The sequence below is a fragment of the Caulobacter sp. FG7 genome, assembly GCF_057808875.1.
In genome coordinates, this window is record NZ_JBMDIW010000006.1 from 99,072 (window position 1) to 121,178 (window position 22,107).

Annotated in this window: 27 protein-coding genes; 20 read left to right on the forward strand and 7 right to left on the reverse strand. The window is 71.1% G+C overall.

Translation table 11 applies throughout. The annotated features are described in order from the left end of the window. Nucleotides 1-147 precede the first annotated feature (147 nt). Together ACODR1_RS06880 and ACODR1_RS06885 are read left to right on the forward strand one after the other, a co-directional pair. Entirely contained in the window at nt 148-735 is a 588-nt protein-coding gene (locus tag ACODR1_RS06880; protein ID WP_488879791.1) for a hypothetical protein, read from the forward strand. Then, nucleotides 732-1,244 (forward strand): hypothetical protein, encoded by a 513-nt coding sequence (locus ACODR1_RS06885; protein WP_488879792.1) that lies wholly within the window; start codon nt 732-734, stop codon nt 1,242-1,244. Before ACODR1_RS06880 ends, ACODR1_RS06885 begins: the two co-directional genes overlap by 4 nt. A gap of 169 nt (nt 1,245-1,413) precedes the next feature. Here the strand turns inward: ACODR1_RS06885 and ACODR1_RS06890 are convergent, their stop codons facing one another. The 5 genes from ACODR1_RS06890 to sctU form a co-directional block, all read right to left on the reverse strand. Then, entirely contained in the window at nt 1,414-1,896 is a 483-nt protein-coding gene (locus ACODR1_RS06890; RefSeq protein ID WP_488879793.1) for a hypothetical protein, read from the reverse strand. A gap of 70 nt (nt 1,897-1,966) precedes the next feature. Further along, a complete protein-coding gene (locus tag ACODR1_RS06895) occupies nt 1,967-2,731 on the reverse strand; it encodes a DUF6683 family protein (protein ID WP_488879794.1) in 765 nt (254 codons plus the stop codon). 101 nt (nt 2,732-2,832) lie between these two features. Beyond that, nucleotides 2,833-3,471 (reverse strand): hypothetical protein, encoded by a 639-nt coding sequence (locus ACODR1_RS06900; protein ID WP_058348252.1) that lies wholly within the window; start codon nt 3,469-3,471, stop codon nt 2,833-2,835. 93 nt (nt 3,472-3,564) lie between these two features. Continuing rightward, nucleotides 3,565-3,936, reverse strand: coding sequence for a flagellar biosynthetic protein FliO (gene fliO / locus ACODR1_RS06905; RefSeq protein WP_101712223.1), 372 nt, complete (start codon nt 3,934-3,936; stop codon nt 3,565-3,567). A gap of 12 nt (nt 3,937-3,948) precedes the next feature. Next, the gene (gene sctU, locus ACODR1_RS06910; RefSeq protein ID WP_488879795.1) at nt 3,949-5,076 is read right to left on the reverse strand and encodes a type III secretion system export apparatus subunit SctU; all 1,128 of its coding nucleotides are present in this window, start codon (nt 5,074-5,076) and stop codon (nt 3,949-3,951) included. A gap of 474 nt (nt 5,077-5,550) precedes the next feature. On the opposite strand from sctU, the gene ACODR1_RS06915 reads away from it, so the two are divergent. The 12 genes from ACODR1_RS06915 to ACODR1_RS06970 are packed head-to-tail and all read left to right on the forward strand — an operon-like array spanning nt 5,551 to nt 16,303. Next, nucleotides 5,551-6,039 carry a lytic transglycosylase domain-containing protein gene (locus ACODR1_RS06915; RefSeq protein ID WP_488879796.1) on the forward strand — a complete coding sequence of 163 codons (489 nt, stop codon included), beginning with the start codon at nt 5,551-5,553 and terminating at the stop codon, nt 6,037-6,039. 13 nt (nt 6,040-6,052) lie between these two features. Next, on the forward strand, nt 6,053-8,062 hold the full coding sequence (locus tag ACODR1_RS06920) for an FHIPEP family type III secretion protein (RefSeq protein WP_488879797.1): 2,010 nt from the start codon (nt 6,053-6,055) through the stop codon (nt 8,060-8,062). A 13-nt stretch (nt 8,063-8,075) separates the two neighbouring features. Then, the gene (gene sctC, locus ACODR1_RS06925) at nt 8,076-9,977 is read left to right on the forward strand and encodes a type III secretion system outer membrane ring subunit SctC (protein ID WP_488879798.1); all 1,902 of its coding nucleotides are present in this window, start codon (nt 8,076-8,078) and stop codon (nt 9,975-9,977) included. Between the two features lie 4 nt (nt 9,978-9,981). Then, nucleotides 9,982-11,160 carry a SctD/MshK family protein gene (locus tag ACODR1_RS06930; RefSeq protein WP_488879799.1) on the forward strand — a complete coding sequence of 393 codons (1,179 nt, stop codon included), beginning with the start codon at nt 9,982-9,984 and terminating at the stop codon, nt 11,158-11,160. Nucleotides 11,161-11,190: 30 nt separating this feature from the next. Beyond that, nucleotides 11,191-11,499, forward strand: a complete 309-nt coding sequence (locus ACODR1_RS06935; protein ID WP_101717465.1) for a hypothetical protein — start codon at nt 11,191-11,193, stop codon at nt 11,497-11,499. Nucleotides 11,500-11,523: 24 nt separating this feature from the next. After that, the gene (locus ACODR1_RS06940; protein ID WP_101712230.1) at nt 11,524-11,925 is read left to right on the forward strand and encodes a hypothetical protein; all 402 of its coding nucleotides are present in this window, start codon (nt 11,524-11,526) and stop codon (nt 11,923-11,925) included. Nucleotides 11,926-11,934: 9 nt separating this feature from the next. Further along, on the forward strand, nt 11,935-12,678 hold the full coding sequence (sctJ, locus tag ACODR1_RS06945) for a type III secretion system inner membrane ring lipoprotein SctJ (RefSeq protein ID WP_488879800.1): 744 nt from the start codon (nt 11,935-11,937) through the stop codon (nt 12,676-12,678). Beyond that, on the forward strand, nt 12,675-13,244 hold the full coding sequence (locus ACODR1_RS06950; RefSeq protein WP_488879801.1) for a hypothetical protein: 570 nt from the start codon (nt 12,675-12,677) through the stop codon (nt 13,242-13,244). Before sctJ ends, ACODR1_RS06950 begins: the two co-directional genes overlap by 4 nt. After that, on the forward strand, nt 13,241-13,840 hold the full coding sequence (locus tag ACODR1_RS06955) for a FliH/SctL family protein (protein WP_488879802.1): 600 nt from the start codon (nt 13,241-13,243) through the stop codon (nt 13,838-13,840). Before ACODR1_RS06950 ends, ACODR1_RS06955 begins: the two co-directional genes overlap by 4 nt. Continuing rightward, nucleotides 13,837-15,171, forward strand: a complete 1,335-nt coding sequence (locus tag ACODR1_RS06960) for a FliI/YscN family ATPase (protein WP_488879803.1) — start codon at nt 13,837-13,839, stop codon at nt 15,169-15,171. The genes ACODR1_RS06955 and ACODR1_RS06960 overlap by 4 nt, the downstream gene beginning before the upstream one ends. Beyond that, entirely contained in the window at nt 15,168-15,647 is a 480-nt protein-coding gene (locus ACODR1_RS06965; RefSeq protein WP_488879804.1) for a hypothetical protein, read from the forward strand. Before ACODR1_RS06960 ends, ACODR1_RS06965 begins: the two co-directional genes overlap by 4 nt. Further along, a complete protein-coding gene (locus ACODR1_RS06970; protein WP_488879805.1) occupies nt 15,644-16,303 on the forward strand; it encodes a hypothetical protein in 660 nt (219 codons plus the stop codon). Before ACODR1_RS06965 ends, ACODR1_RS06970 begins: the two co-directional genes overlap by 4 nt. A 131-nt stretch (nt 16,304-16,434) precedes the next feature. Here the strand turns inward: ACODR1_RS06970 and ACODR1_RS06975 are convergent, their stop codons facing one another. Next, nucleotides 16,435-17,094: a hypothetical protein gene (locus tag ACODR1_RS06975; RefSeq protein WP_488879806.1), complete on the reverse strand. Its 660-nt coding sequence runs from the start codon at nt 17,092-17,094 to the stop codon at nt 16,435-16,437. 15 nt (nt 17,095-17,109) lie between these two features. Beyond that, nucleotides 17,110-17,340 (reverse strand): hypothetical protein, encoded by a 231-nt coding sequence (locus tag ACODR1_RS06980; protein WP_488879807.1) that lies wholly within the window; start codon nt 17,338-17,340, stop codon nt 17,110-17,112. A gap of 98 nt (nt 17,341-17,438) precedes the next feature. Here ACODR1_RS06980 and ACODR1_RS06985 point away from each other — a divergent pair, with 98 nt between their 5' ends. Genes ACODR1_RS06985 through sctT form a run of 6 tightly spaced genes read left to right on the forward strand, consistent with a single transcriptional unit; the run spans nt 17,439 to nt 21,902 of the window. Then, nucleotides 17,439-18,500 (forward strand): sensor histidine kinase, encoded by a 1,062-nt coding sequence (locus tag ACODR1_RS06985; RefSeq protein WP_488879808.1) that lies wholly within the window; start codon nt 17,439-17,441, stop codon nt 18,498-18,500. After that, nucleotides 18,497-19,141, forward strand: coding sequence for a response regulator transcription factor (locus ACODR1_RS06990; RefSeq protein ID WP_488879809.1), 645 nt, complete (start codon nt 18,497-18,499; stop codon nt 19,139-19,141). Before ACODR1_RS06985 ends, ACODR1_RS06990 begins: the two co-directional genes overlap by 4 nt. Continuing rightward, nucleotides 19,138-20,133 carry a FliM/FliN family flagellar motor switch protein gene (locus ACODR1_RS06995; RefSeq protein ID WP_488879810.1) on the forward strand — a complete coding sequence of 332 codons (996 nt, stop codon included), beginning with the start codon at nt 19,138-19,140 and terminating at the stop codon, nt 20,131-20,133. Before ACODR1_RS06990 ends, ACODR1_RS06995 begins: the two co-directional genes overlap by 4 nt. Nucleotides 20,134-20,139: 6 nt before the next feature. After that, on the forward strand, nt 20,140-20,802 hold the full coding sequence (sctR, locus tag ACODR1_RS07000; RefSeq protein WP_058348271.1) for a type III secretion system export apparatus subunit SctR: 663 nt from the start codon (nt 20,140-20,142) through the stop codon (nt 20,800-20,802). Nucleotides 20,803-20,815: 13 nt separating this feature from the next. Next, nucleotides 20,816-21,088: a type III secretion system export apparatus subunit SctS gene (sctS, locus tag ACODR1_RS07005; RefSeq protein ID WP_058348272.1), complete on the forward strand. Its 273-nt coding sequence runs from the start codon at nt 20,816-20,818 to the stop codon at nt 21,086-21,088. A 10-nt stretch (nt 21,089-21,098) separates the two neighbouring features. Next, entirely contained in the window at nt 21,099-21,902 is an 804-nt protein-coding gene (gene sctT, locus ACODR1_RS07010; protein WP_488879811.1) for a type III secretion system export apparatus subunit SctT, read from the forward strand. Nucleotides 21,903-22,107: the final 205 nt, after the last annotated feature.

A 22,107-nucleotide genomic window follows, 5' to 3' on the forward strand; every position in this document is an offset into this window, starting at 1 on the left:
ACGATGAAGTTTGCTCCCCCAACCCTCATCGCCCTCGCGCTGGCCGTTGCCGGTTGTGAGCGACCGGCGGCGGCCGATCCCCCCCTACCCATGGCCGCCGCCGGCACCGCTGAAGCGCCTAAGCAAGGACCGGCGGGAAAGTACGTGATGAGCGGCGAGCGCCGCGGCCTTCTGACCCTGACGCCGAAGGGCGATCTCTGGCGCGTCAGCCTGTCGGGCGGCGCGCTGTCCGACGGCGCGGCGACGGCGGCCGACTGCGAACTCGAGGCCGAGGGAGCGCTGAAGGACGGCCGCCTCGAGGCGCGGGTCGTGCCGTTCGAAGGAGCGAACATCAGCCTCACCGCCGCCGACCTGGCGGCGCGGCCTGCGAAGGCAGAAGTGACCCTCGACGCGGAGACGGCGAGCGTGAGCACCGACTTCCAGGGCTGCGGCGTCGGCGCCGACCTTTCCGGCCGTTACGTACGCCAGGTTCCGGGCGAGATCTCGGAAGGCGACCGCGTCGGCGACCTGTCGGCGGCCCTGCCGGACGCGCGGCTGACCATCCTGGACGGCTATCCCTGGGCCCGCTTCGCCATCGAGCGCGGCGGCAAGCGCCTGGCCGTCGTGCAGTTCGATGGCGAGAACGAAGAGCTGGCCGACGGCCGCAACAGCCAGCAGGCGATCGGCGCCCAGGTCGGCTGGAGCGCGCTGAAGCCGGCCCTGCGGGTCGTCAAGGTCGAGGGAGGCGCGTCGTGATCCGCCCCGTCGAGCGCGCCTCGGGCGCGGATCTCTCCACCTGGACGCCGTCGACCACGGCCGCCCGGGCCGGCGTCGCCCGCCTGGCCATCGAGGCCATGGCCACCGTCGCCGGCGCGGCCCTGGTCGATCCGCTGCGCGGCGGCGATCGCGGCCAGGCCGCCGCCTTCGTCTGGGCCGAGCACGGCCAGTCGAGCATGGCCCAGGTGGGGGCGGACCTGCGGATCCTGGCGGCCCAGAGCGGTCAGTCGGTGGCCGGCCGGCTGTCGGCCACCTCGCCGGTGGATGCGGGCCGTATCGAGCGGGTGCTGGCCGACTTCGCCCGCGAACTGCGCGCCCAGGCCGCGGACAAGCCGCACCTGACGCCTTCGGCCATCGTCGAGCCGCTGCTACGCTCGGTCGCGGCCGGCCTGCAGCGCGAGCCGGCCCCGGGTGCGGCGCGCGGCGACGTCGTCGAGCAGTTCGTGCGGATCATCGACGGCGCGACCGCCGAGCTGAAGGCGGTCTAGGGACCCTTGTGATCGTCATCCCGGCCGGAGCGAAGCGGAGAGCCGGGACCCAGGAGTCGACGCGCTGCCTATGGCCCCAGGGTCCCGGCTCTGCGGCCCGCTTCGCGCGCCTCCGGCCGGGATGACGGCCCTTTTGGGCAGGAATTCCTAGCCCTTCACTGCCCCTTGCTCAGCCTTGGCCGTCGTCGGTGCGGGTCAGGTTGGCCAGCGCCGCGGCGGGACGGTCGAGCTTGTTGTGGACCGCCAGGGTCACGTCCATCCAGGCCTGACCGCGCATCTGGCTCCACCACTCGTCGTGGACGGCGGCCTGGAAGTCGCCATTGACCCGTTCCGAGCGGGTCTCGACCACCGGATCGGCCACGGTGTCGGCCGTGTCCTCCACGACGCCCACCGTGTCGTCGACCACGCCGCCGACGCCGTCCAGCAGGCCGCCCAGGCCCTTGGCCAGCAGCGCGCCTTCCAGTGCGCCGCGCTGGGCGGGCGGCAGGCCGTTCAAGGCTTGCGTGGTTTCAGCCGGACCGGCGGCGGCGAAGGCCGCGGCGTCCACCTCGCCGGTGCGCGCGAAGCGGTCGACGGCCTCGTCCAGTCGGCCGGGGCGCGGCGCGGGACCGGCGGCGGCCCGGGCCGCGGCGGAAGGGTCTTGCACGATCATGGCCGGGGCCTCCTCGAGTGCAGCCTGCGCCGGGCCTGTCGCCGCCGCTATTGGGGTTTTCCCGAGGTCCTCAGCGCACGAAGCCCGCCTCGGTCAGCTTCAGCTGCCGCAGGTCGATGCTCATCTCGTTGCGGAAGCGGGCCACGGCCGCCTCCGACAGCTGGCGGCTGAGCGTGGTGTTCTTCTTGGCGTTGGCGTCGGAGAAGGCCGAGCCCTGGGCCACGAAGTTCAGCATGAACACCTCGGCCATCTCCTGCTTGCCGGCGTCATCGAGGCGGGCGAAGGCGGGATTCGAGCCCAGGGCCTGCGAGACCTGGCCGCGCACGCCCTGCACCTGGGCGCGGTTGGCGAAGGGCACGTTGTTGGCGATCTGCCAGTTCTGCACCCAGTAGGCGGTCATGGCGTCGGCCACGTCGCCGCGCCGCAGGCCGTCGACCGCGACGTGCTTTTCCCAGGCGCCCAGCAGGTCCTTCTGCTGCACCGCCTGGCGCAGGCGATCGCCGTTGGTCGGGTCGCGCTTGGCGACGAAGTCGGCGAACTGGCCGCGCACGCGGGTCGAGACGGACGGCGAGGGGCGGTAGCGGGTGCTGACGGCCGCGGCGTTGCGCTGCTGGGCCGACAGGCTGGCGCCGGGCACGGGCCGGGCTGTCGTGGAGCGGGTGCGGCCGCCGCGCTGCACCGTCGAGCCCAGCACGTTGTTCATCTGGCCCACCGACATCATCGACGAGCCGAAGTCCATGTATTGGGTGCCGATGCTGGAGAAGTCCTGCGCCGCGGCCGGCAGGCCGATCATCAGGGCGATGGCGCTGAGCGCGGGAACGAGGCGGCGGTTCATCCGGTGTGCTCCACTGTTTTTCCAACCCTGACGTGCAATATTGACAAGAAAACGACAGGCGGCCAGATGGCCGCCTGCCTTTTCTACTGTCGAGCTTAAGCTTAACCCTTACGGGCCAGGGTCGAGCCGGCTTCGCCGATGGACTTGATCGAGTTGTTCAGGGCCTGGCTGACCATGTTCATCTCCTGGCCCAGGGCCTGGATCTCGGCGGTCAGCTGGCCGTACTTGGAGTCCTTGGAGTCCAGGCCGCCCAGTTCGTCGGTCTTGGCCTTCATCTGACCCATCTTGCCGTCCATCACCTTGCCGAGAGCCTTGGCGAGGGCGACCAGGAAGCTGTCGCCCTTGGTCGACTTGCCTTCGCCGCCGTCGCGGACGCTTTCCAGGATCGAGTTGGTCCAGCTCTGGGCCACGTCCTCGGCGGTGCGCTGCAGGTCGCCCTGCTCGGCGGGGCTGAAGCCGAAGGTGTCGGCGGCGCCCTGGACCGCTTCGGTCAGGCTCTGGGCCGCGCCGCCCGGATTGCCGCTGGCGGCCTGGAACACGCCCTGGGCCAGGTCGATCACGCCTTGCGGCAGGCCCAGTTGCTGGCCGACCTGCTGGATCACCTGGCTGGCGACCGAGCTGATGATCTGCTGGAAGATCGACTGGAAGGCCAGCGAGGTGCCGCCGGTGAGCGCCGCCAGGGCGACGGTGCTGAACAGGCTGCCGATGTTGAGACCGCCGCCGCTGAAGATGCCGGACATGTTTCGAACTCCGCGATTTGAAATCTTGCTGTCCTCGGTCCCGCGTTCATCGCTGCGACCTGACGCCGCAAGACAACCATCGCGGGTCGATCGTCAGTAGTCGGGTCGTTCCCTAGCTAGGGTTTTCCCTATCAGCCGGCGCATGGCGGCCGAGGGCTGGGCCGCGCGCATCCGGGCCTCGTCGGCGGCGCGGGCCTCGGCGGCGATCTCTTCCGGCGAGCGCGTGCGGCGGTCCAGCACGGTGATCTGGCCGGCGGTGACGCCCAGCAGGAACACCTCGTCGCGATAGGCCACCAGGGTCAGCCGCTCGCGCTGGCCCACGGGCAGGGCCCGCAGGTAGCGGATCTGGTCGTCGCTGGCGGGCCCGGCCTGAACCCGCTTGAGCAGCTTCAGCGAGAAGAACGCCAGGCCCAGCACGATGGCCAGGGCGATGGCGACGGTCAGCAGGTCGAGGATGGCGCTCACGAGGGCTCCAGGTCAGGGCAGGGGCGGGAAGGTCGGGCCGGGCGGCGGCCCTTCTGGCGGTTCTTCGGCGACGGCCCTGGCCTGCTCGTCCTTCAGCCGGCGGGCCCAGAGGATCACCTCGGCCACGGCGGCGAACAGGTCCTGGGGGACGATGTCGTCGATGGCGGCCTTGTCGCGCAGGGCGCGGGCCAGTTCGACATTGCGGATGATCGGCACGCCGGCTTCCTCGGCGGCCTCGCGCATGGTCTGGGCGATCGGCCCCTCGCCCTTGCCCAGCAGCACCGGGGCGGCGTGCTCGGCCGGATCGTAGGCCAGGGCGCAGGCTATGTGGGTCGGGTTCACCACCAGCACCGAGGCGTCGCGCGCGGCCTGGGCGGCGTTCTGCTGCGCCCACTCCTGGTGCAACTGCCGCCGGTGGGCCTTCACGTGCGGATCGCCCTCGGAATCCTTCATCTCCTGGCGGATGTCGCGCCGGCTCATCCGCATCTTCTTGGTGAAGCTGTGGCGCTGGTAGGCCAGATCCAGCAGCGACACGAAGACGAACAGCACCACCGTTCCGGCCAGCAGCTTGAATGTCAGCCCGCCATAGGCCGACAGCGCGCCGTCGGCCTCGCCGGACGGCAGGGCCATCAGCTGGTCGAACGACATGGCCACGACGATCCAGGTGAAGATCCCCAGCAGCAGGGTCTTGGCCAGCGACTTGGCCACCTCGAACAGGTTGTCGAGGCTGAACATGCGCTTGAGCCCCTCGCCGGGGTTCATGTGCGACATCTTCGGGCTCATCTTCTCGAAGGTGAAGACCGGGCCCACCTGGCCGAACTCGGCCAGCATGCCGAAGATGGCCACGGGCACGAAGGTGATCGCCGTCAGCAGCACGAAGGCCTTGCCGGCGGCTGCGCCGGCGATCGGCCAGGCCTCGGCGAAGGGGCGGTCCATCACCGCGAAGACCTCGTCGAAGAGGCCGCCCAGTCGGTCGAAGGCGAAGCCCGCCGTCATCGCGCCCAGCAGCAGCCACACCCCCAGCACGGCGGTCGAGGTCAGGTCCTTGGACTTGGGAACGTCGCCCTTCTTGCGGGCGTCCGACAGCCGCTTGGGTGTCGGCTTCTCCGTCTTGTCCCCGCCGTCGTTCTTTTCAGCCATAGCGTGTGTTCTGGCGTCATCGCGAAGGGTGTCGGGCGTTCGCCGACCGGTGAGATTCCGACAAAGGCCGCAATCGTGGCTAAAAAGCGGCGAGCTTAGCCATAGTAGTTGTTAAGCTGAGCCATAGAATTTGTTGTCTGGTAAGCAGTATACTGAGTATGAAAATTGTTTTAACTCCGAGGTTGACAGGATTGATGCGCCAAAGTTAGCTTTTGAATGGGTAGTATGCATAGGCGGGGCGCTGCATAGAGGGACAAATTTATGCGCAAGTTCCGCGTAGTGGCGTCGAGCGTGTGTTTAATCTTATTTTCTTCAAGTCCAGTGTTCGCATATGAATGCGTGACTGCCGACGGCTTGAAGTTCAGCAGCGCTCTCCCGATCAATGAAAAGTTCTCGCTGGCGCGCATAGATTGCGTTGAAGAAACACAACCGAAGGGGGCGTCGGAACAGCTCCGTCTCTATGACGCACCCCAGATGGCGACCGCCGTTATCTCGGCTGGACGTATCGCCCCGGCGCCGATCGTCATCACCAGGGGCGCCCGTGGACCTTCCCTCTACGCACCGCTCGTCGCCGCCGCAGGCCGCGACTTCGACATCGATCCGGACCTGTTGCAGGCGGTCATGCACGTGGAATCCCGGGCCAATCCGGGGGCGATCTCGCCCAAGGGGGCGAGGGGGCTGATGCAGATCATGCCCGCCACCGCCAAGCGCTTCGGGGTTCGCGATCCAGCGGTCGAGCTGGGCGATCCGATGGTCAACATCCGCACCGGCGCGGCCTACCTCAAGACCCTGCAGGGCCACTTCGGCAACGACCTGGAACTGGTGCTGGCGGCCTACAACGCCGGCGAGGGGGCCGTCATGAAGTACGGCCGCAAGATCCCGCCCTATCGCGAGACGCAAGGGTACGTCGCCAGCGTCCTCGACCGCTATCGCGGCCTCGTTTCAGCCCGCGGCGGCTTCTGAGGACCCATTCCCCATGAGCGTCGAAGGCTATCTCAAGCGCCTGCAAAGGCGTCCGCGCCAAGGCGTCATGGCGCGCTTCAGCGACCTGTTCCTGGTGGCGGGCGTCGTGGCGATCGTCGCGCTGATGATCCTGCCGCTACCGGCCCTGGCGCTCGACGCCCTGGTGGCGGTCAACATCTGCTTCGGCGTCATGCTGCTGCTGATCGCCATCTACATCTCGACCATCGTCGAGTTCTCGGTGTTCCCCAGCCTTTTGCTGATCACCACGCTCTACCGGCTGGCCCTGTCGATCGCCACGACCCGGATGATCCTGATCGAGGGCCACGCCGGGCACATCATCGACACCTTCGGGACCATGGTCGCCGGCGGCAACCTGGTGGTCGGCCTGGTGGTGTTCCTGATCATCACCGTCGTGCAGTTCATCGTCATCGCCAAGGGCGCCGAGCGGGTAGCCGAGGTGGCCGCGCGCTTCAGCCTCGACGCCATGCCGGGCAAGCAGCTGTCGATCGACAGCGACCTACGCTCGGGCATGATCGACAAGGACGAGGCCAAGCGCCGGCGGCGCGTGCTGGAGATGGAGAGCAAGCTTCACGGCAGCCTCGACGGCGCGATGAAGTTCGTCAAAGGCGACGCCATCGCCAGCATCATCATCGTGGTCATCAACCTGCTGGGCGGCCTAGCCATCGGCATGCTGCAGCAGGGCCTCGACTTCGGTTCGGCGATCCACAAGTATTCGATCCTGACCATAGGTGACGGCATGGTCACCCAGATCCCCGCGCTGCTGGGCGCCATGGCCGCCGGCCTGATCGTCACCCGCACCACCGACGAGGATAGCGAGACCCACCTGGGCGACGCTATGCGCCGTCAGTTCGCGGCCAAGCCCCGAGTGTTCCTGGTGGCCGGCGGCATCTGCTGGCTGATGGCCCTGGTGCCCGGCTTCCCGGTGATCGTGTTCCTGCTGCTGGGCGGCGTGGCCATCGTCACCGGCGCCCTGGTCGACGCCGACATGCGCGCCCGCCTGACCCGCAAGATCGCGCCGGGCCGCGCCGCCGCCGATGAGGCCAAGGCCTCGCCCGCCGCCGCCCGCACCAAGGTCACCGAAACCCAGCCCATCGTGCCGCTGCTGCTCGAGCTCGACGGCGAGGCCGTGCGCCGTCACGAGGCCGCCGTCATGACCCAGGGCCTGGAGGAGGTGCTGGAAGAGTTCGAGCTACGCCTGGGCGTGGCCTTGCCGCGCGCCTCGTTCCACTACGGCGAAGCCCCGGGCGCCCCGCGCTGGCGCCTGCTGGCCTTCGAGGCCCCGATCGGGGCCGGCGAGCTCTCGCATCCGGCCGACCTGTCGGAGTTGCAGGACGCCGTGCGCCAGGCCCTGCGCCGCAACGCCGGCCTGTTCGTCGGCATCCAGGAGGCCAGCAACCTGCTGACCCGGGCCGGGGCTGAATACCCCGAGGTGGTCAAGGAAGCCGCCCGCGCCCTGCCTCTGGCCCGCATCGCCGAGGTCATGCGGCGCCTGGCCGAGGAAGAAGTGCCGCTGCGCAACCAGCGCGACATCCTCGAAGCTCTGGCCGACGCCGGCCAGCGCGAGAAGGATCCGCTGGCCCTGACCGAGTTCGCCCGCGTCGCCCTGCGCCGCCAGATCAGCCATCGCTACGCCCCTGACGGCGAACTTCGCGCGGTGGTGCTGGAGCCGGCGCTGGAGCAGCACCTGCGCGAGGCCATCCGCACCGGCGGCGGCGCCCAGCAGCTGGCCCTGGACCCTGAGATGAGCCGCCGCGTCACCGACGCCCTGCTGGCCAAGGTCGAGGAGACTAGCGCCACCGTCGTCCTGGCCGCCATCGACCTGCGCCGACACGTGCGCAAGCTGATCGAGGCCCGCGCCTTCGACCTGGGCGTCCTGTCCTTCCACGAACTGCTGCCGACCCTGCGGCTGGACGTGGCCGGCCGCGTGACCTTCCCGCGCGAGCCCCTGACCGTAGTGCCCAACGATCCCGACCCGCCGCCGCCCGCGTCCGCGGCCGCCTGAACCCGGAGACAGAATGTCGCTTCCGAAGGATAGAACTGCTGTTCGCCGCGCCGCCCGGATGGGCGTTGCCGCGGCGGTCGCCGCCGCCCTGGCCGCGACGGCGCCCCAGGTCCAGGCGGGCGAGGTCCCGCTGGGCGCGCGCAGCGTCGACCTGACCGCGCGCGAGCAGCCGATCGCCCAGTTCCTGCAGAACTTCTACAACCAGATCGGCGTGCCGGTGGTGATCTCCTCGCAGGTCACCGGCACTATCAATGGCGTCTTCCGCGGCCCGGCCGCCAAGATCGACGCCGACATCGCCAAGGCCTTCGACCTCGTCACCTATTACGACGGCGGCGCGGCCTATGTTTACACCGCCGCCCAGCTGTCCAGCCGCAGTTTCCCGATCTCGGGCTCGGCTTCACGGCGGGTGGATAGGGCGGCCCGGCAGCTTGGGCTGCTCGACAACCGCAACACCCTGCGCGCCACCGGCGACATGCTGGTGGCCACCGGCGCGCCGCGCTTCCTGCAGCAGGTCGACGAGCTGGCCCGCGGCGGGGTGCAGGCCGAGGCCGTCTCGCCGACCCTGCAATATCGCGTCTTCTACCTGCGCTACGGCTGGGCCGACGACGTGAACCTGACGGTCGGCGCCAAGCAGGTGACCATCCCGGGCGTCGCCTCGATCATCCGCTCGCTGGTCAGCTCCGATCCCAACGAGCGGGCCGGGGCGGCCGCCCGCAGCGAGACCCCGATCCCCGCCGCCGTCCAGGGCCTGCGCGGCCAGGGGCTGGCGACGCTGGGCACGCCCAACGCCGGCGGCGCCTTCTACGGCGGCCAGGAGACCCTGGGCACGCCGCTGGCCAACGAGCAGACCGGCGTCTACTCGCCGCAGAACCCGATCCGGGTGCAGGCCGACAGCCGCCTCAACGCCGTCATCGTCCGCGACGTGGCCGAGCGCATGTCTGCCTACGAGGAGCTGGTCCGCGCCCTGGACGTCGAGCCGCAGCTGCTCGAGGTCGAGGCGGCGATCATCGACATCGACACCACCAAGGCCCGCGACCTGGGCGTCAACTGGCGCTTCGACGACGGCAACGGCGGCATCCAGTTCGGCCGCGGCCCGGATGCGCCGGCCGGCCTGGAGGACGGCAACCTGGTGCGCGGCAACACCTCGCCCAAGTCGGCGACCGGTCTCGTCGCCTCGACGATCATCGGCAACGGCGACTATTTCGCTGCCCGCCTCAACGCCCTGGAGACCGAGGGGGTGGCCCGGGTCGTCTCGCGGCCCCAGATCGTCACGCTGTCGAACGTCGAGGCGGTGTTCGAGAACAGCCGCGACTTCTACGTCCGCCTGGCCGGCGAGCGCGACGTCGACCTCTTCAACGTCACCGCAGGCACGACCCTGCGCGTCACCCCGCACGTCACCCGCGACGGAACCCAGACCCGCATCCGGATGCTGGTGACCATCGAGGACGGCTCGCTGACCAACGCCAGCGTCGACAACATCCCCGTCGTCCGCCGCGCCGCGCTCAACACCCAGGCCCTGATCCAGGAGGGGCAGAGCCTGCTGCTGGGCGGCATGACCGTGCAGTCCGACACCACCGGCGCGCAGAAGATCCCGGTGCTGGGCAACATTCCGGTGCTGGGCAACCTGTTCAAGGTGCAGTCGCGCAGCAGCGGCCGCATCGAGCGGATGTTCCTGATCACCCCGCGCCTGGCCTCGGTCGCCGCGCCGCGCTCCACCACCCAGGCGGGCCTGCGCTACGACGCGCCCGCGTCCGGGTTCGAGAACGCGCCCCTGCCGGCCGCGCCCAAGCTGCCGTCCGACCGCAAGCCGCCGCCGAAGTCGGCCCCGCGCGGGCCCGCCCAGCCGCTGCCGCCCGCGCCGCCCCCGGCGCAGGAACCCTACGGCACGATGAAACCCATCCCCAATCCGAGCTAGGCCCATGACCGATCAAGCCCTGCTGTCCGACGAACCGACCGAAATCCCCGCCGCCACGCCGTCCGAGGCGCTGGTCGTCAAGGTGCTGTCCGGCCGCGTCGCCGGCGCCGTCCTGCCATTGCCGGCCGGCGAAAGCGCCGAGCTCGGCCACGGCTTCGACGCCGACATCGTCCTGCGCGATGCCAGCGCCAGGGGCGTGCGCGTGCGCCTGACCGCCGGCGAGGAAGCCGCCGAGATCGAGGTGGTCTCCGGCCAGGTCGAGATGCTCGGCCACCGGCTGGAGGCCCCGGCCCGCGCCGTGCTGCCCTGCTACGTGCCGCTGATCGTTGGCGACAACGCCCTGGCCCTCGGCGTCGAGGAAAGCCCCCGCTGGCGCGAGGCCGAACGCCTGCTGGCCGCCTCGGGTCCCGCCGAGGCCGTCGTGTCGCCGGAGGAGGGCGGCGACCTCTTCGAGGACGGCCGCAGCCTGCTGCGCCGCACGCTCGACCGCGGCGTCCAGGTGGTCGGTTCGACGCCGCATCTCGTGCCGGCCCTGGTGTTCGGCGCGGCCCTGGCCTGCGTCACCTACGCCGTCGCCAACGTGCCCCGCTTCGGCGGACAGGAGGCCAGCCCCTCCAAGGTCCACGCCCTGCTGCGCCAGGAGGGCTACGGCGCCCTGGCCGTGCAGCCGCAGGCCGACGGCAAGCTGGTCATCGCCGGCGTGCTGAACCGCGACGCCGAGAAGGCCCGCCTGGCTCGCCTGGTCAGCTCCCGCGAACTGCCGGCCCGGGTCGAGGTCGTCACCAGCGAGGGTCTCGCCCAGAACGTCGAGGACGTCTTCCAGGCCAACGGCCTGGCCGCCACGGCCCGTCCCAACGGCCTGGGCCGCGTGCAGGTGCAGGTCACCGGTCCGTCGGACGAAGTGGCCAAGGTCGAGAAGATCGCCCTGCATGACGTCAAGGGCCTGCGCGACCTCGACGTCGCCCGCGCGGCCGGCGGCGACCGCTTCGGCGCGGTCTTCGACCAGGGGCCCGGGAAGCGCGTGGTGGCGGTGGTCGGCGGCGACGCCGGCTACGTCGCCACCGCCGACGGCGCCCGCTATTTCGCCGGCTCCACCCTGCCCACTGGCGACCGCATCGTCGGCGTCGAGAGCCAGGCCGTCGTCGTCGAGAAGGACGGCGCCACCACCCGCCTGATGTTCTGAAATTCCAACCCGATACGAGGAGAAGCGACCATGTCCGACAGCAGCATTTCCGGCTTCAGCAGCGCCTCCGTCGCGCCCAGCCTCGCCGGCTCCAACAACAAGAACCGCCCCGGCAGCTGGTTCGAGGCGATGGCGCACGCGTGGGGCCAGGTGCTCGACGCCCAGGCCGTGAAGATCACCGAGCTCTCCGACCAGATCGGCCCCGGCGGCGAGGACAAGCCCTCGGTCATGGCCCAGCTGACCGCCGAGAGCCTGCGCATGAACTTCATGGCCAACTCGGAATCCACCTCGGTCGACAGCGTCGGCCGCGCCCTCGAAACCATGGCCCGCAAGAACTAAGCGCGTCTTTCAGGAGAGGACGCCATGTCCTTCGATCCCGTTTCGGCCGCCGCCCTGGCCATGCCCCAGGAAGCCGCGCCCCAGGTGGCCCAGGTCGGCTACGGCGCCAGCCTCACCGACGCCGTCCAGTTCCAGAATGCGCTGCACACCGCCGGCGCCTCGCAGGTGGCGGGGCTCGGCGGGCCCGAGGCCCTGGCCCCGGCCATGAAGGGTGTCTTCAACCAGCTGGAGTTCGTCAACAGCCAGGCCTCGAACCTGGCCGCCCACGCCAAGGCCGCCGAGGCCAAGGGCGCGGCGATCACGCCCGGCGAGATGATCGGCCTGACCGTCCAGTGCCACGAGTTCATGTTCAACTGCCAGCTGACCTCGAACATCGCCAACCGCACGTCCGACGGCCTGCAGCAGCTGTTCCGGCAACAGGCCTAGGTGGCGGCCATGCGCAAGATCCTGCCCGCCGTCCTGGTCGCCGCGGCCCTGGGCCTTACGGCCTGCGCCGAGAAGGAGCTCTACGGCGGGCTCACCGAGCGCGAGGCCAACGAGATGGTCGCTGTGCTGCAGAACGCCAATGTCTCGGCTTCGAAGAGCAGCAAGGACGGCAAGGTCTGGGCGCTGAAGGCCCGGGCCGAGCAGTTCTCGTCGGCCGTCGCCGTGCTGCACGACCAGGGCTATCCGCGCGACAAGTTCGAGAGCCTGGGCGAGGTCTTCAAGAAGGAGGGCTTCGTCTCCTCGCCAATGGAGCAGCGGGCGCGGCTGATGTACGGCCTCTCACAGGAGCTCAGCCAGACCATCTCGTCGATCGACGGCGTGGTGCAGGCCCGCGTGCACATCGCCGTGCCCGAGGCCGATCCGCTGGCCGAGCAGCAGAAGCCGTCCTCGGCCTCGGTGTTCATCCGCCACAACCCCGACGTCGACCTGTCCGGCCAGGTGGGCTCGATCAAGGCCCTGGTCACCAACTCCATCGAGGGCCTGCCGTACGACAAGGTGACGGTGGTGATGTTCCCGGCCAAGCCGGTGATGGTTGCGACGCCGGCCTCGCCGATCCGCTCGTTCACCATGCCGGCCGTCGCCATCCTCGCCGCCATCGGCGGGGTGGGGGCCTATGTCTTCAGCCGCACCAGCCGGGGCAAGCCGCGCCGCAAGCTGAAGCCTCTGGCCGAGCCCGGGACGCCCGCCGCATGAACGCCCGCGCCGACCGCCAGCGCCTGGTCGTCCAGGCCCGCCTGCTGGGGGCGATCGGCGTCCCTGCGCCGGTCGGTCCGCGCGCGGCGCGGCTGGCGCGACGTCTGGATGGGCGCGTCGAGGCGCCGCTGGCCTTCGCCGACGTCGCCGCAGCGCCGGACTGGACTGCCTGGCCGGCCGAGCGCCGCATGCGCCTGGCCGACTTCGCTGCGGCCGCCGCCTGCACCGAGATCCTGCGCCGCACGATCGACGGCAAGCGCCTGGCCCGCGTCGCCCGCCGCATCGGCGAGACGGCCCTGGACGCGGTCCTGGCCTCGCCGCCGGGCCTAGTGGCGACGACCGCGCAAGCCGAGGCCGCGCTGGGCGACGAGGAGACCTTCTGCGCCCTCGGCGCCGGCGTGCTGCTGGCCGAGGTCGGGCGCCGTCCCGCCGCCATCGCCCGTCTTGCCGAGCTCTTCGCGGTCGCCCCGCTGGCGATCGATCCCGACCGGGGCCTCGGCGCGGCGCACGCCGCGCGCGGGCTCTTCATGGCCTTCGAGGCCGGCGCGCTGGAGGCCGCCGCATGACCTATCTGCTCCTGTCTTCCGGTCCCTCGGGCGCGCTGCTGACCGACCAGCCGGTGATCCGGCGCGAGGATGTCGGCGCCGTGCGCGACGCGGCCGAGCTGACCGCCGCCCTCGACGCCCTGCGCCAGGCGACCCGCGAGGCCGCCCTGCGCGACGGCTTCGCCCAGGGCCACGCCGAGGGAACCGCTGCCGCCGCCCGCGAGACCGCCCAGGTGCTGGCCGGCGTCCACGCCGCCCTGCAGGTCGAGCGCGACCGCCTGCGCGCCAGCGCCGGCGCCCTGGCGCTGGACATCGTCCGCCGCATCGCCGCGGGCCTGGCCCCCGACGAGGTGCTGGCCGCCCTGGCCGAGCAGGCCGCCCGCGACCTCCTGCCCGAAGAGCCGATCCGCGTACGCGTGGCGCCCGACGCCGCCGGCGCCGTGACCCGCCGCCTGTGGTCGATCGACGCCCGCATCGAGGTGGTGGCCGACGCCGACGTGGCGGCCGGCGACTGCGTGCTCGACACCCCCTCGGGCCGCACCCACGCCGGGCTCGAAACCCAGCTCAGGGCCCTGGAGGCGGTGTTCGCCGTCCCGGCCGGCGAGGCCGCCGCATGAGCTTCGACGCGCCCCCTGAACGTTCGAGCGACGAGCGCCTGCGCGACGCGCTGCGCGGCGCCCGCACGGTCGAGCGGCGCGGCCGCGTGGCCCAGGCCTTCGGCACCACCGTCCGCGCCACGGGCCTGGACGTGCGCATCGGCCAGGAGTGCGAGATCGTCGACCGCGCTGGCGGCCATGCGGTCAAGGCCCAGGTCGTCGGCCTCGACGGCGGGGCGGCGATCCTCACCCCGCTGTCTCGCCTGGAGGGGGTGGCGGTCGACGCCGAGGTGGTGGCCGGTCCCCGCCGCAGCGAGATCGGCGTGGGGCAGGGGCTGCTGGGTCGCGTGCTCGACGCCCATGGCGAACCGCTTGACGGCCTTGGCCCCATCAACGGACCGCTGCGGCCGTTCCCCGTCTATGGCGAGGCTCCCAATCCGCTGGCCCGCCCGCCGATCGCCCAGCCGTTCGCCACCGGGGTGCGCTGCGTCGACGCCCTGCTGACCACGGGCGAGGGCCAGCGCGTGGGCTTGTTCGCCATGGCCGGCGGCGGCAAGTCGACCCTGCTGGGCATGTTCGCCCGCCACGCCCGCAGCGACGTCAATGTCATCGCCCTGATCGGCGAGCGCGGCCGCGAGGTGCGCGAGTTCCTCGACGACTGCCTGGGGCCCGAGGGCCTGGCCCGCTCGGTGGTCATCGTCTCGACCTCCGACCGCCCGGCCATGGAGCGCGTGCGCGCCGCCCACGTCGCCACCGCCATCGCCGAGGGGTTCCGGGCCGAGGGCCGCCGCGTGATGCTGCAGATGGACAGCGTCACCCGCTTCGCCCGCGCCCTGCGCGAGATCGGCCTGTCGGTGGGCGAGCCGGCCGTGCGCCGGGGTTTTCCGCCGTCGGTCTTCGCCGAACTGCCGCGGCTCTTTGAGAGGGCGGGTTCGATCGAGGGCGGGGCGATCACCGCCTTCTACACCGTGCTGATCGAGGACGAGGAGGGCGGCGATCCGGTCGGCGAGGAGGTCCGCTCGATCCTCGACGGCCACATCTACCTGTCCCGAAAGCTCGGCCAGGCCGGGCACTATCCGGCCATCGACGTCGCCGCCAGCCTCAGCCGGGTCTATCCCCGCGTTGCTTCGCCCGAGCAGCAGGCGGCCGCCATGAAGGTGCGCGGCTGGATGGCCAAGTACGCCGAGATCGAGTTCCTGCTGCAGATCGGCGAATACAAGTCCGGCGGCGACTTGCTGGCCGACGAGGCCATCGCCCGCCGACCGCGCATCACCGATCTGCTGCGCCAGGGCGCGCACGACGCCGTCGCCTTCGGCGAGGCCCTGGCGGCGCTGGCGGAGGTCGCCGCATGACCGCCCGCGCCCAGGTCCAGGCCCTTGTTCCGGTGGTGAAGCTGCGCGAACGCCGCGTCGAAAAGGCCATGCGCGAGGCCGCCGATGCCCGCCGCGCGGTCGCTCTCGCGGTGGAGGCGCTGGAGGCTCGCGACCGGCTGATCGCCGTCCACGATGTGGCCAAGGCCCGGCTGGACGACTGGTTCGCCGGCGGCCTGTCGGGGGCTGCCCATCTGGTCGAGGTCGCCCTGGCCCGGCGCGAGGCGATCACCGTGGCCCGCGACGCCGATCAGCGCCTGCGCGACCAGGAGGCCGTGGCGCTGGACCTGGCCCGCGAGGACCTGGCCGCCGCCATCCAGGCCCTCGCCCGCGCCCAGGGCCGCTTCGACGCCATGAACGGTCGTCTCGACCACGCCCGCGCCCTGGTCGCCGCCGACCGCGAGGCCCGCGAGCAGCTCGAGATCGAGGACGCCGGCGCCTTCAGGAGTTTCCGATGACTACCATTCGCGACAACGCCGCCGCCGAGCGTCCGAACACCTCCACGCCGCGTGGCGCGAGCGAGCCGCCCACGCCCTGGCGCGGGTCCGAGTTCCAGGCCCTGTTGCAGCAGGCCGCCGAGCGCCGCGAGCCGCTCTGCCGCCAGACCGGCCGCGCCGAACGCGACAAGGAGACCGAGCGCGACGAGGATGACGGCAAGGTCGACCTCTCGGCCCTGCTGGGCCCGGCCCGCGACTTCCAGGACGTCACCGGTGACCAGGAAACGGCGGGCGTCGACGCCCTGTCGGCCCTCGCCAAGTCCGGCGGCGGGGCGGTCGAAACCCCCGTGTCGGCGCCCGGCGCGACCGCAGCCGACATCGAGGCCTTCACCGCCGCCATGGACAAGGCCTGGCTGGCGTCCGGAGGCGACCGCAAGGCCATCGCGCTTGGCCTGGCCGACAAGGCCTCGCTGCTGACCGGCCTTGGCCTGTCGCGCGCCCCCGACGGTTCGCTGTCGCTGACCCTGGCGGCGCGTCCCGACGCCACGCCCGAACTGACCAAGGCCCTGGAGGCCCTGCGCAAGCGCCTGGAAGTACGCGGCCTGGCGCTGGCGGATCTCTTCGTCGAGGCCGACGACGGCCTGGATCCGGAAAGCCTGATCCGGAGGGTGCGTTGAGCATACACTCCGTTCGACTTGGCGCGTGGACCTCGCCCTTCGACAAGTTCAGGGTGAGGTCCATTGCTGGCGTCGCAATAGAAAACCTCTTCCTGAGCTTGTCGAAGGACGAGGCTTTCGGCCCAAGGCTCTCACCGCAGCGGCAGCCCGAACCGTCCCACGCCCCGATCGGCCTCCGCCGCCCGAGCCACGGCGCGGGCGACCTCGGCGGGGGGATCGCCGGCCGCCCAGCGCTCGGCCAGCACCTCGATCAGCCGGCGGCTCTGGGCGTTGTGCAGGCCCTCGGTCGGGTCGTTGGCGTCGGCGCGCAGCTTGTCGACATAGAGCGCCGTCGCCTTGGGCGAAGCGCTGACCAGGTCCAGCAGGTAGGTCGCCGCCGTCTCGAAGGTCTGGGCGTCCAGCGGCGCGTCGGCGATGTCGCGCACCAGCCAGACGCACAGGAACTCCAGCGGCCCGACCTTGCGGCTGTTGCTGAGCAAGGGTCCGCTGCCCAGTCCGGAGAAGCCGCCCGCGCCCCAGGCCGGCACCCGTGCGGCGGGAAGGCGGGCGGTCAGCAGGGCCTGGGCCAGGGCCTCGGCGACCAGCGCCTTGACTTCCGGCTCGCCGAAATGGGCGACAGCCGCCAGCAGCTTGGCGAAGCCGGGATAGAGCGCATCGCCCAGGTCGGTGCAGACGCGCTCCAGCACGTCGACGCGGCGATCCAGCGTCGGCTGGCCCTGCAGGCCCTCGACCAGCGCCTGGGCGGCGCCGAACCAGTCGGGCTCGGATTTGAGGATGCGATCGGCGTTCACGCCGCGACGCTAACCCTAGATGAAGTTGTTGTCGCGGGTGTCGGTCAGGCGATCGGCCACGGCGCGGGACGCATCGTCCAGGTCGCGGGCGGCGCCCGAAAGGCCGATGCGGCCGTCATGGCGCGAGAAGCCGGAGAAGTCGCCGAAGGCCTGGGCGCGCGAGGGCTCGCCGGCCGGGGAAATCCCGGAAAGACCGTGGCTCCAGACGCCGGAGACGGACGGGGCGTCGATACGGCTGGTGGACATGGCGAGCTCCTTCAGTCTCTCGATACGAAAGACAACGCGCGCCCGCCAGTCGGGTTTTCCCTAGCCGGCCCGTTTTGCCCAGCCGGCCAGTGTGTCGCATGACGGGCCTGGCCGCGCTCCTGTCGCAATCGCCGGAGGCCGAGGCGCTGGAAGTCCTGGGTCTGGCCGTCGCCGCCTTCGAGGACGCCGGCGCGCCGCGCCTGGCCTGGTGCTCGCCCGCCTTCGCGCGGCTGACCCCCGACCTCCGGCCCGGCCTGACCCCGGAGGGCGGCCTGCTGGCGGCGGTCGAGGCGGCGCGGCGCGGGGAGGGCGGGCTCTTTCCGCTGGATCTCGACGGCCAGGCCTTCGAGGCCCGGGCCGCCCACGGCGACGGCCGTATCTGCCTGATCCTGTCCAGCGCCGCCGAGCGCCAGGAGGCGGAAGGCCGCCGCCTGGCCGACCGCGAACGCCTGCTACTGACATCGCGCGTCATGTCGGTGGGCGAGATGGCGACGATGATCGCCCACGAACTGAACCAGCCGATCGGCTCCATCGCCAATATCGCTCGCGGCCTGAAGGCCCGGCTGTCGCGCGGGGCGCTGTCGACGGAGGAGGGCGTCGAGGCCCTCGACCGCGCCGCCGAGCAGGCGCTTTACGCCTCGGGCGTCATCCAGCGGATGCGCTCCTTCGTCGAGCAGCGCCAGCCCCAGGTCGAGCCGCTGGACCTGCCCCGCCTGGTGCGCGCCACGCTCGACCTGCTCGACTGGGAGATCGCCCGCGACAAGGTTGTCGCCCGCAGCAACTTCGCCGCCCTGCCGCCGGTGCTGGGCGACGCGGTGATGATCCAGCAGGTGCTGGTGAACCTCGCCCGCAACGGCCTTGACGCCATGCGCGGCCGGCCCGGTCCCCGTCGCCTGACCATCGCCGCCGCGCCCATGGAGGGCAGCGATCGAATGGTCGAGCTGACCGTCGCCGACAGCGGTCCGGGCGTCGAGGCGGGGGCGGAAGGGCGGATGTTCTCGCCGTTCTTCTCGACCAAGCCAGGCGGCATGGGCGTGGGCCTTGGGATCTGCCGGTCCATCGTCGAACTGCATCGCGGGCGTCTCTGGCACGCCCCGGATCCCGAGGGGGGGACCGTATTCCACATCGCGCTGCCCGCGGCGCGCCAGGAGGAGCCATGACCACCCCCTCTATCCCGACACCAGAGCCCAGCGTGCTGGGCGCGGTCTGCCTGGTCGACGACCACGGCGAGTTTCGCCAGTCCGCCGCCTGGTGGCTGGAAAGCCTGGGCTACGCCGTCTCCACCTTCGACGGGGCCCGGGCCTTCCTCGACGCCGGCGATCCGCCGCCCGACGCCTGCCTGCTGCTCGACGTGCGCATGCCAGACATGTCGGGGCTGGAGCTGCTCGATGCGCTCAAGGCCCGGGGCTGCGAGCGGCCGGTGATCTTCATGACCGGCCACGGCGACGTGCCCTTGGCGGTCGAGGCCATGCAGAAGGGGGCGATCACCTTCCTGGAAAAGCCGTTCCAGGAAGCGGCGCTCGAAGCCGCCCTTGAGCGCGCCTTCGCCCAGGCCCGGCCGGCCCTGACCCCCGGCCAGGAGGCCTATGCCCGCCGCTTGGCCGGCCTGACCGAGCGCGAGCGCGAGGTCATGGCCCTGGTCGTGGCCGGCAAGGTCAACAAGGTCATCGCCTACGACCTGGGCATCAGTCCCAAGACCGTCGAGCTGCACCGCTCTCGGATCATGACCAAGATGGAGGCGACCAGCCTGACCCGGCTGGTGCGCATGGCCGTCACCGGCAGCGTGGACGACGACGCATGACCGCCTCCCTCGACCTCCAGGCCGGGGAGGGCGCCTCGCCCGCCGCCGCCGAGCTTTCCGATCTCGTCGCCCGGAACCACGCCCTGGCGGTGCTGGCCGCCCTGCGTGCGCCCGGCCTCGTCACCCGCGTCGCCCTCGACGCCGAGGCCGGTGTGGGTCCATGGATCCTGTTTGGCGACGATGCGCCGAACCTGCGCCTGGCGATCCGCGCGCTTTCCGGCGCGGCCTTCGTCCCGGCCGACGACGCCGAGCTGCTGATCGCTCTCGACCGGGTCGAGCCGGTCCTGGCCGCCGTCGAGGCCGCCACCACCGAGAGCCTGTCGCCCCTGGGCGTCGAGACCGAGGCTCCGGACGGTCTGCTGGCCCTGTCGATCGTCGTCGAGGCCCAGGACGGCGCGCCTTTCGCCCGCCTCGTGCTGGCCGTCGATCCCGAGGTCGCCCACGCTTGGCCGCAGCCGATCTTCGACCCCTGGGCCCCTGGCGCGCACCTGGCCGTGCCCGCCGCCGGGCCGCTGGTGCTCGACGGCCCGGAGCTGCCGGCCCAGGCCGCCGCGACCCTGCGGCCGGGCGACATCGTGCTGACCCCGCTGTCGGCCGGCCGCCCCGGCCTGGCCGCCCTGACCCTGTTCGACCGCCGCCTCGTCGGCCGGTTCGAGCTTTCTCATCGTCGCTTCACGCTCAACGCCATCGAGGAGAGCGCCATGACCCCGCCGCTCGACATCGCCGTCGCCCCGACAGAGGCCGCCCCCGACGCGGCGCCTGTCGCCCCCGCCGATCTGCCCGTGCCGCTGAAGGTGCTGCTGGGCGAGGCCAGTCTGCCGTTGTCGGAGCTGGCGGGCCTGCGTCCCGGCTCCACCGTTGTTCTGGCTGGCCCGCGCGAGGACGCCCCCGCCGTGCTGCTGGCCGGCGATCGCGCCATCGCCCGCGGCCGCCTCGTCCCCGTCGGCGAGGCCTGGGGCGTGCTGGTCGAGACCATAGGCGGCGAGGGCTGAACCCCGATGGACCTGACCCAATTCTCGCCGGGCTCGGCCCTCATCACCGTCATTCTGCTGGCGCTGGCGCCGTTCGTGGCGGTGATGGTCACCTCGTTCACCAAGATCGTCGTCACGCTCAGCCTGCTGCGCAATGCGCTGGGCCTGCAGCAGGTGCCGCCCAACATCGTGCTCAACGGCCTGGCTTTGATCCTGACCCTCTACGTCATGTATCCGGTCGGCCAGCAGATGGCGGCCGCCAACCAGGACGTGAAGCCGATCGCCGCCGTCAGCAGCGACACCCAGGCCCTGTTCACCTACGCCGACAAGGCCAAGGAGCCGCTGCGCGAGTTCCTGATCAAGCATTCGACGCCCCGCGAGCGCGCCTTCTTCCTCAAGACCGCCCAGCGCATCAACGGCCCGGAAAAGGCCCGCGCCCTGACCCAGCGCGACTTCATCGTCGTCGTCCCGGCCTTCACCGTGTCGGAGCTGGCCGCGGCCTTCCAGATCGGCTTTTTGATCTTCCTGCCGTTCCTGATCATCGACCTGGTGGTCTCCAACATCCTGCTGGCCATGGGCATGATGATGCTGTCGCCGACGACGGTGTCGCTGCCGTTCAAGCTCCTGCTGTTCGTGCTGATCGACGGCTGGGTGAAGCTCTCGCACGGCCTCGTGCTGTCCTACACGTGACGGGAGCCGCGCCATGCTGAACGCCCAGGCCATCGAGCTCGTCAACCAGGCCCTGTGGCTGGTGCTGATCCTGTCGGCCCCGCCGATCGTCGCCGCCTCGCTGGTGGGCCTCTTCGTGGCGGTCATCCAGTCGGCCACCCAGCTGCAGGAGCAGACCCTGCAATACGCGGCCAAGTTCTTCGCCATCGTGCTGACGATCTTCGTCACCGCCAGCCTGCTGGGCGGCACGCTCTATCGCTTCGGCGACCGGGTGTTCACCGAGTTCCCGGCCATGGTCCGCCGATGACGAGGGGCGCATGATCGGAGCCCCCGACTGGCTCGGGGCGATCTTCGAGAACACCCTGATCCTGGCCGTCGGCGCCACCCGGGTGGCGGCGGCCTTCATGCTGCTGCCGCTGTTGTCGCCCGAGACCGTGCCGGCCCTGGTGCGCAACTCGATCTTCCTGGCCTTCGGGATCATCGTCATCACCCTGCAGCCCCAGCTGGCCCAGATGGAGCTGCCGACGGTCCAGTGGATCATGATCTTCGCCAAGGAGGCCCTGGTGGGCCTGGTCATCGGCTTCTTCTTCGGGACCATGCTGTGGGCCCTGGAGGCGGCCGGCCAGATCATCGACGCCAAGGTCGGCGCCACCATCGCCCAGGTGGTCGACCCCTTGAGCGGCCACCAGACCTCGCTGACCGGCGAGTTCCTCAGCCGCCTGGCCAACTTCGTCTTCATGTTCTCGGGCGGCCTCCTGCTGATGGTCGGGGTGATCCTCGACAGCTACGCGGTTTGGCCGATCGGCAGCCTGACCCCGGTCCTTTCCTTACGCAGCCTGTCGCTGTTCGAGGGCGAGTTCTCGCGGCTGATGGTGATGGCGGTGATGCTGGCGACCCCGGCGCTGATCGTGCTCTATCTCGTCGATGGCGGCCTTGGCCTGATCAACCGCTACGCCCCGCAGCTGAACGTCTTCTCCCTGGGCCTGGCCATCAAGTCGTGGATCGCCACGGCCGTGGTCCTGGCCATGCTGACGGGCCTCGTCCAGCTGCTGCTCAACGAGATCGGCGCCCGGCCGACGGTGATCCTGCAGGTGCTGCGAGGGCTGGACGGGAAGGGTTGACCCCCTCAGCCGCTTCGCGACAGCTCCCCCAGAGGGGGAGCATCTAGAGCGCCAGGATCCTCCCCCTCTGGGGGAGGTGGCCCGAAGGGCCGGAGGGGGCGCGCGTAGCGCGACCTAGGGTTTTCCCTGATGGGATACGCCCCAGCTATCTGGACCGCCCCGCTTGGCGCCACCTTTCGTCGCAGGCCGCACCCGGCGGCCATCC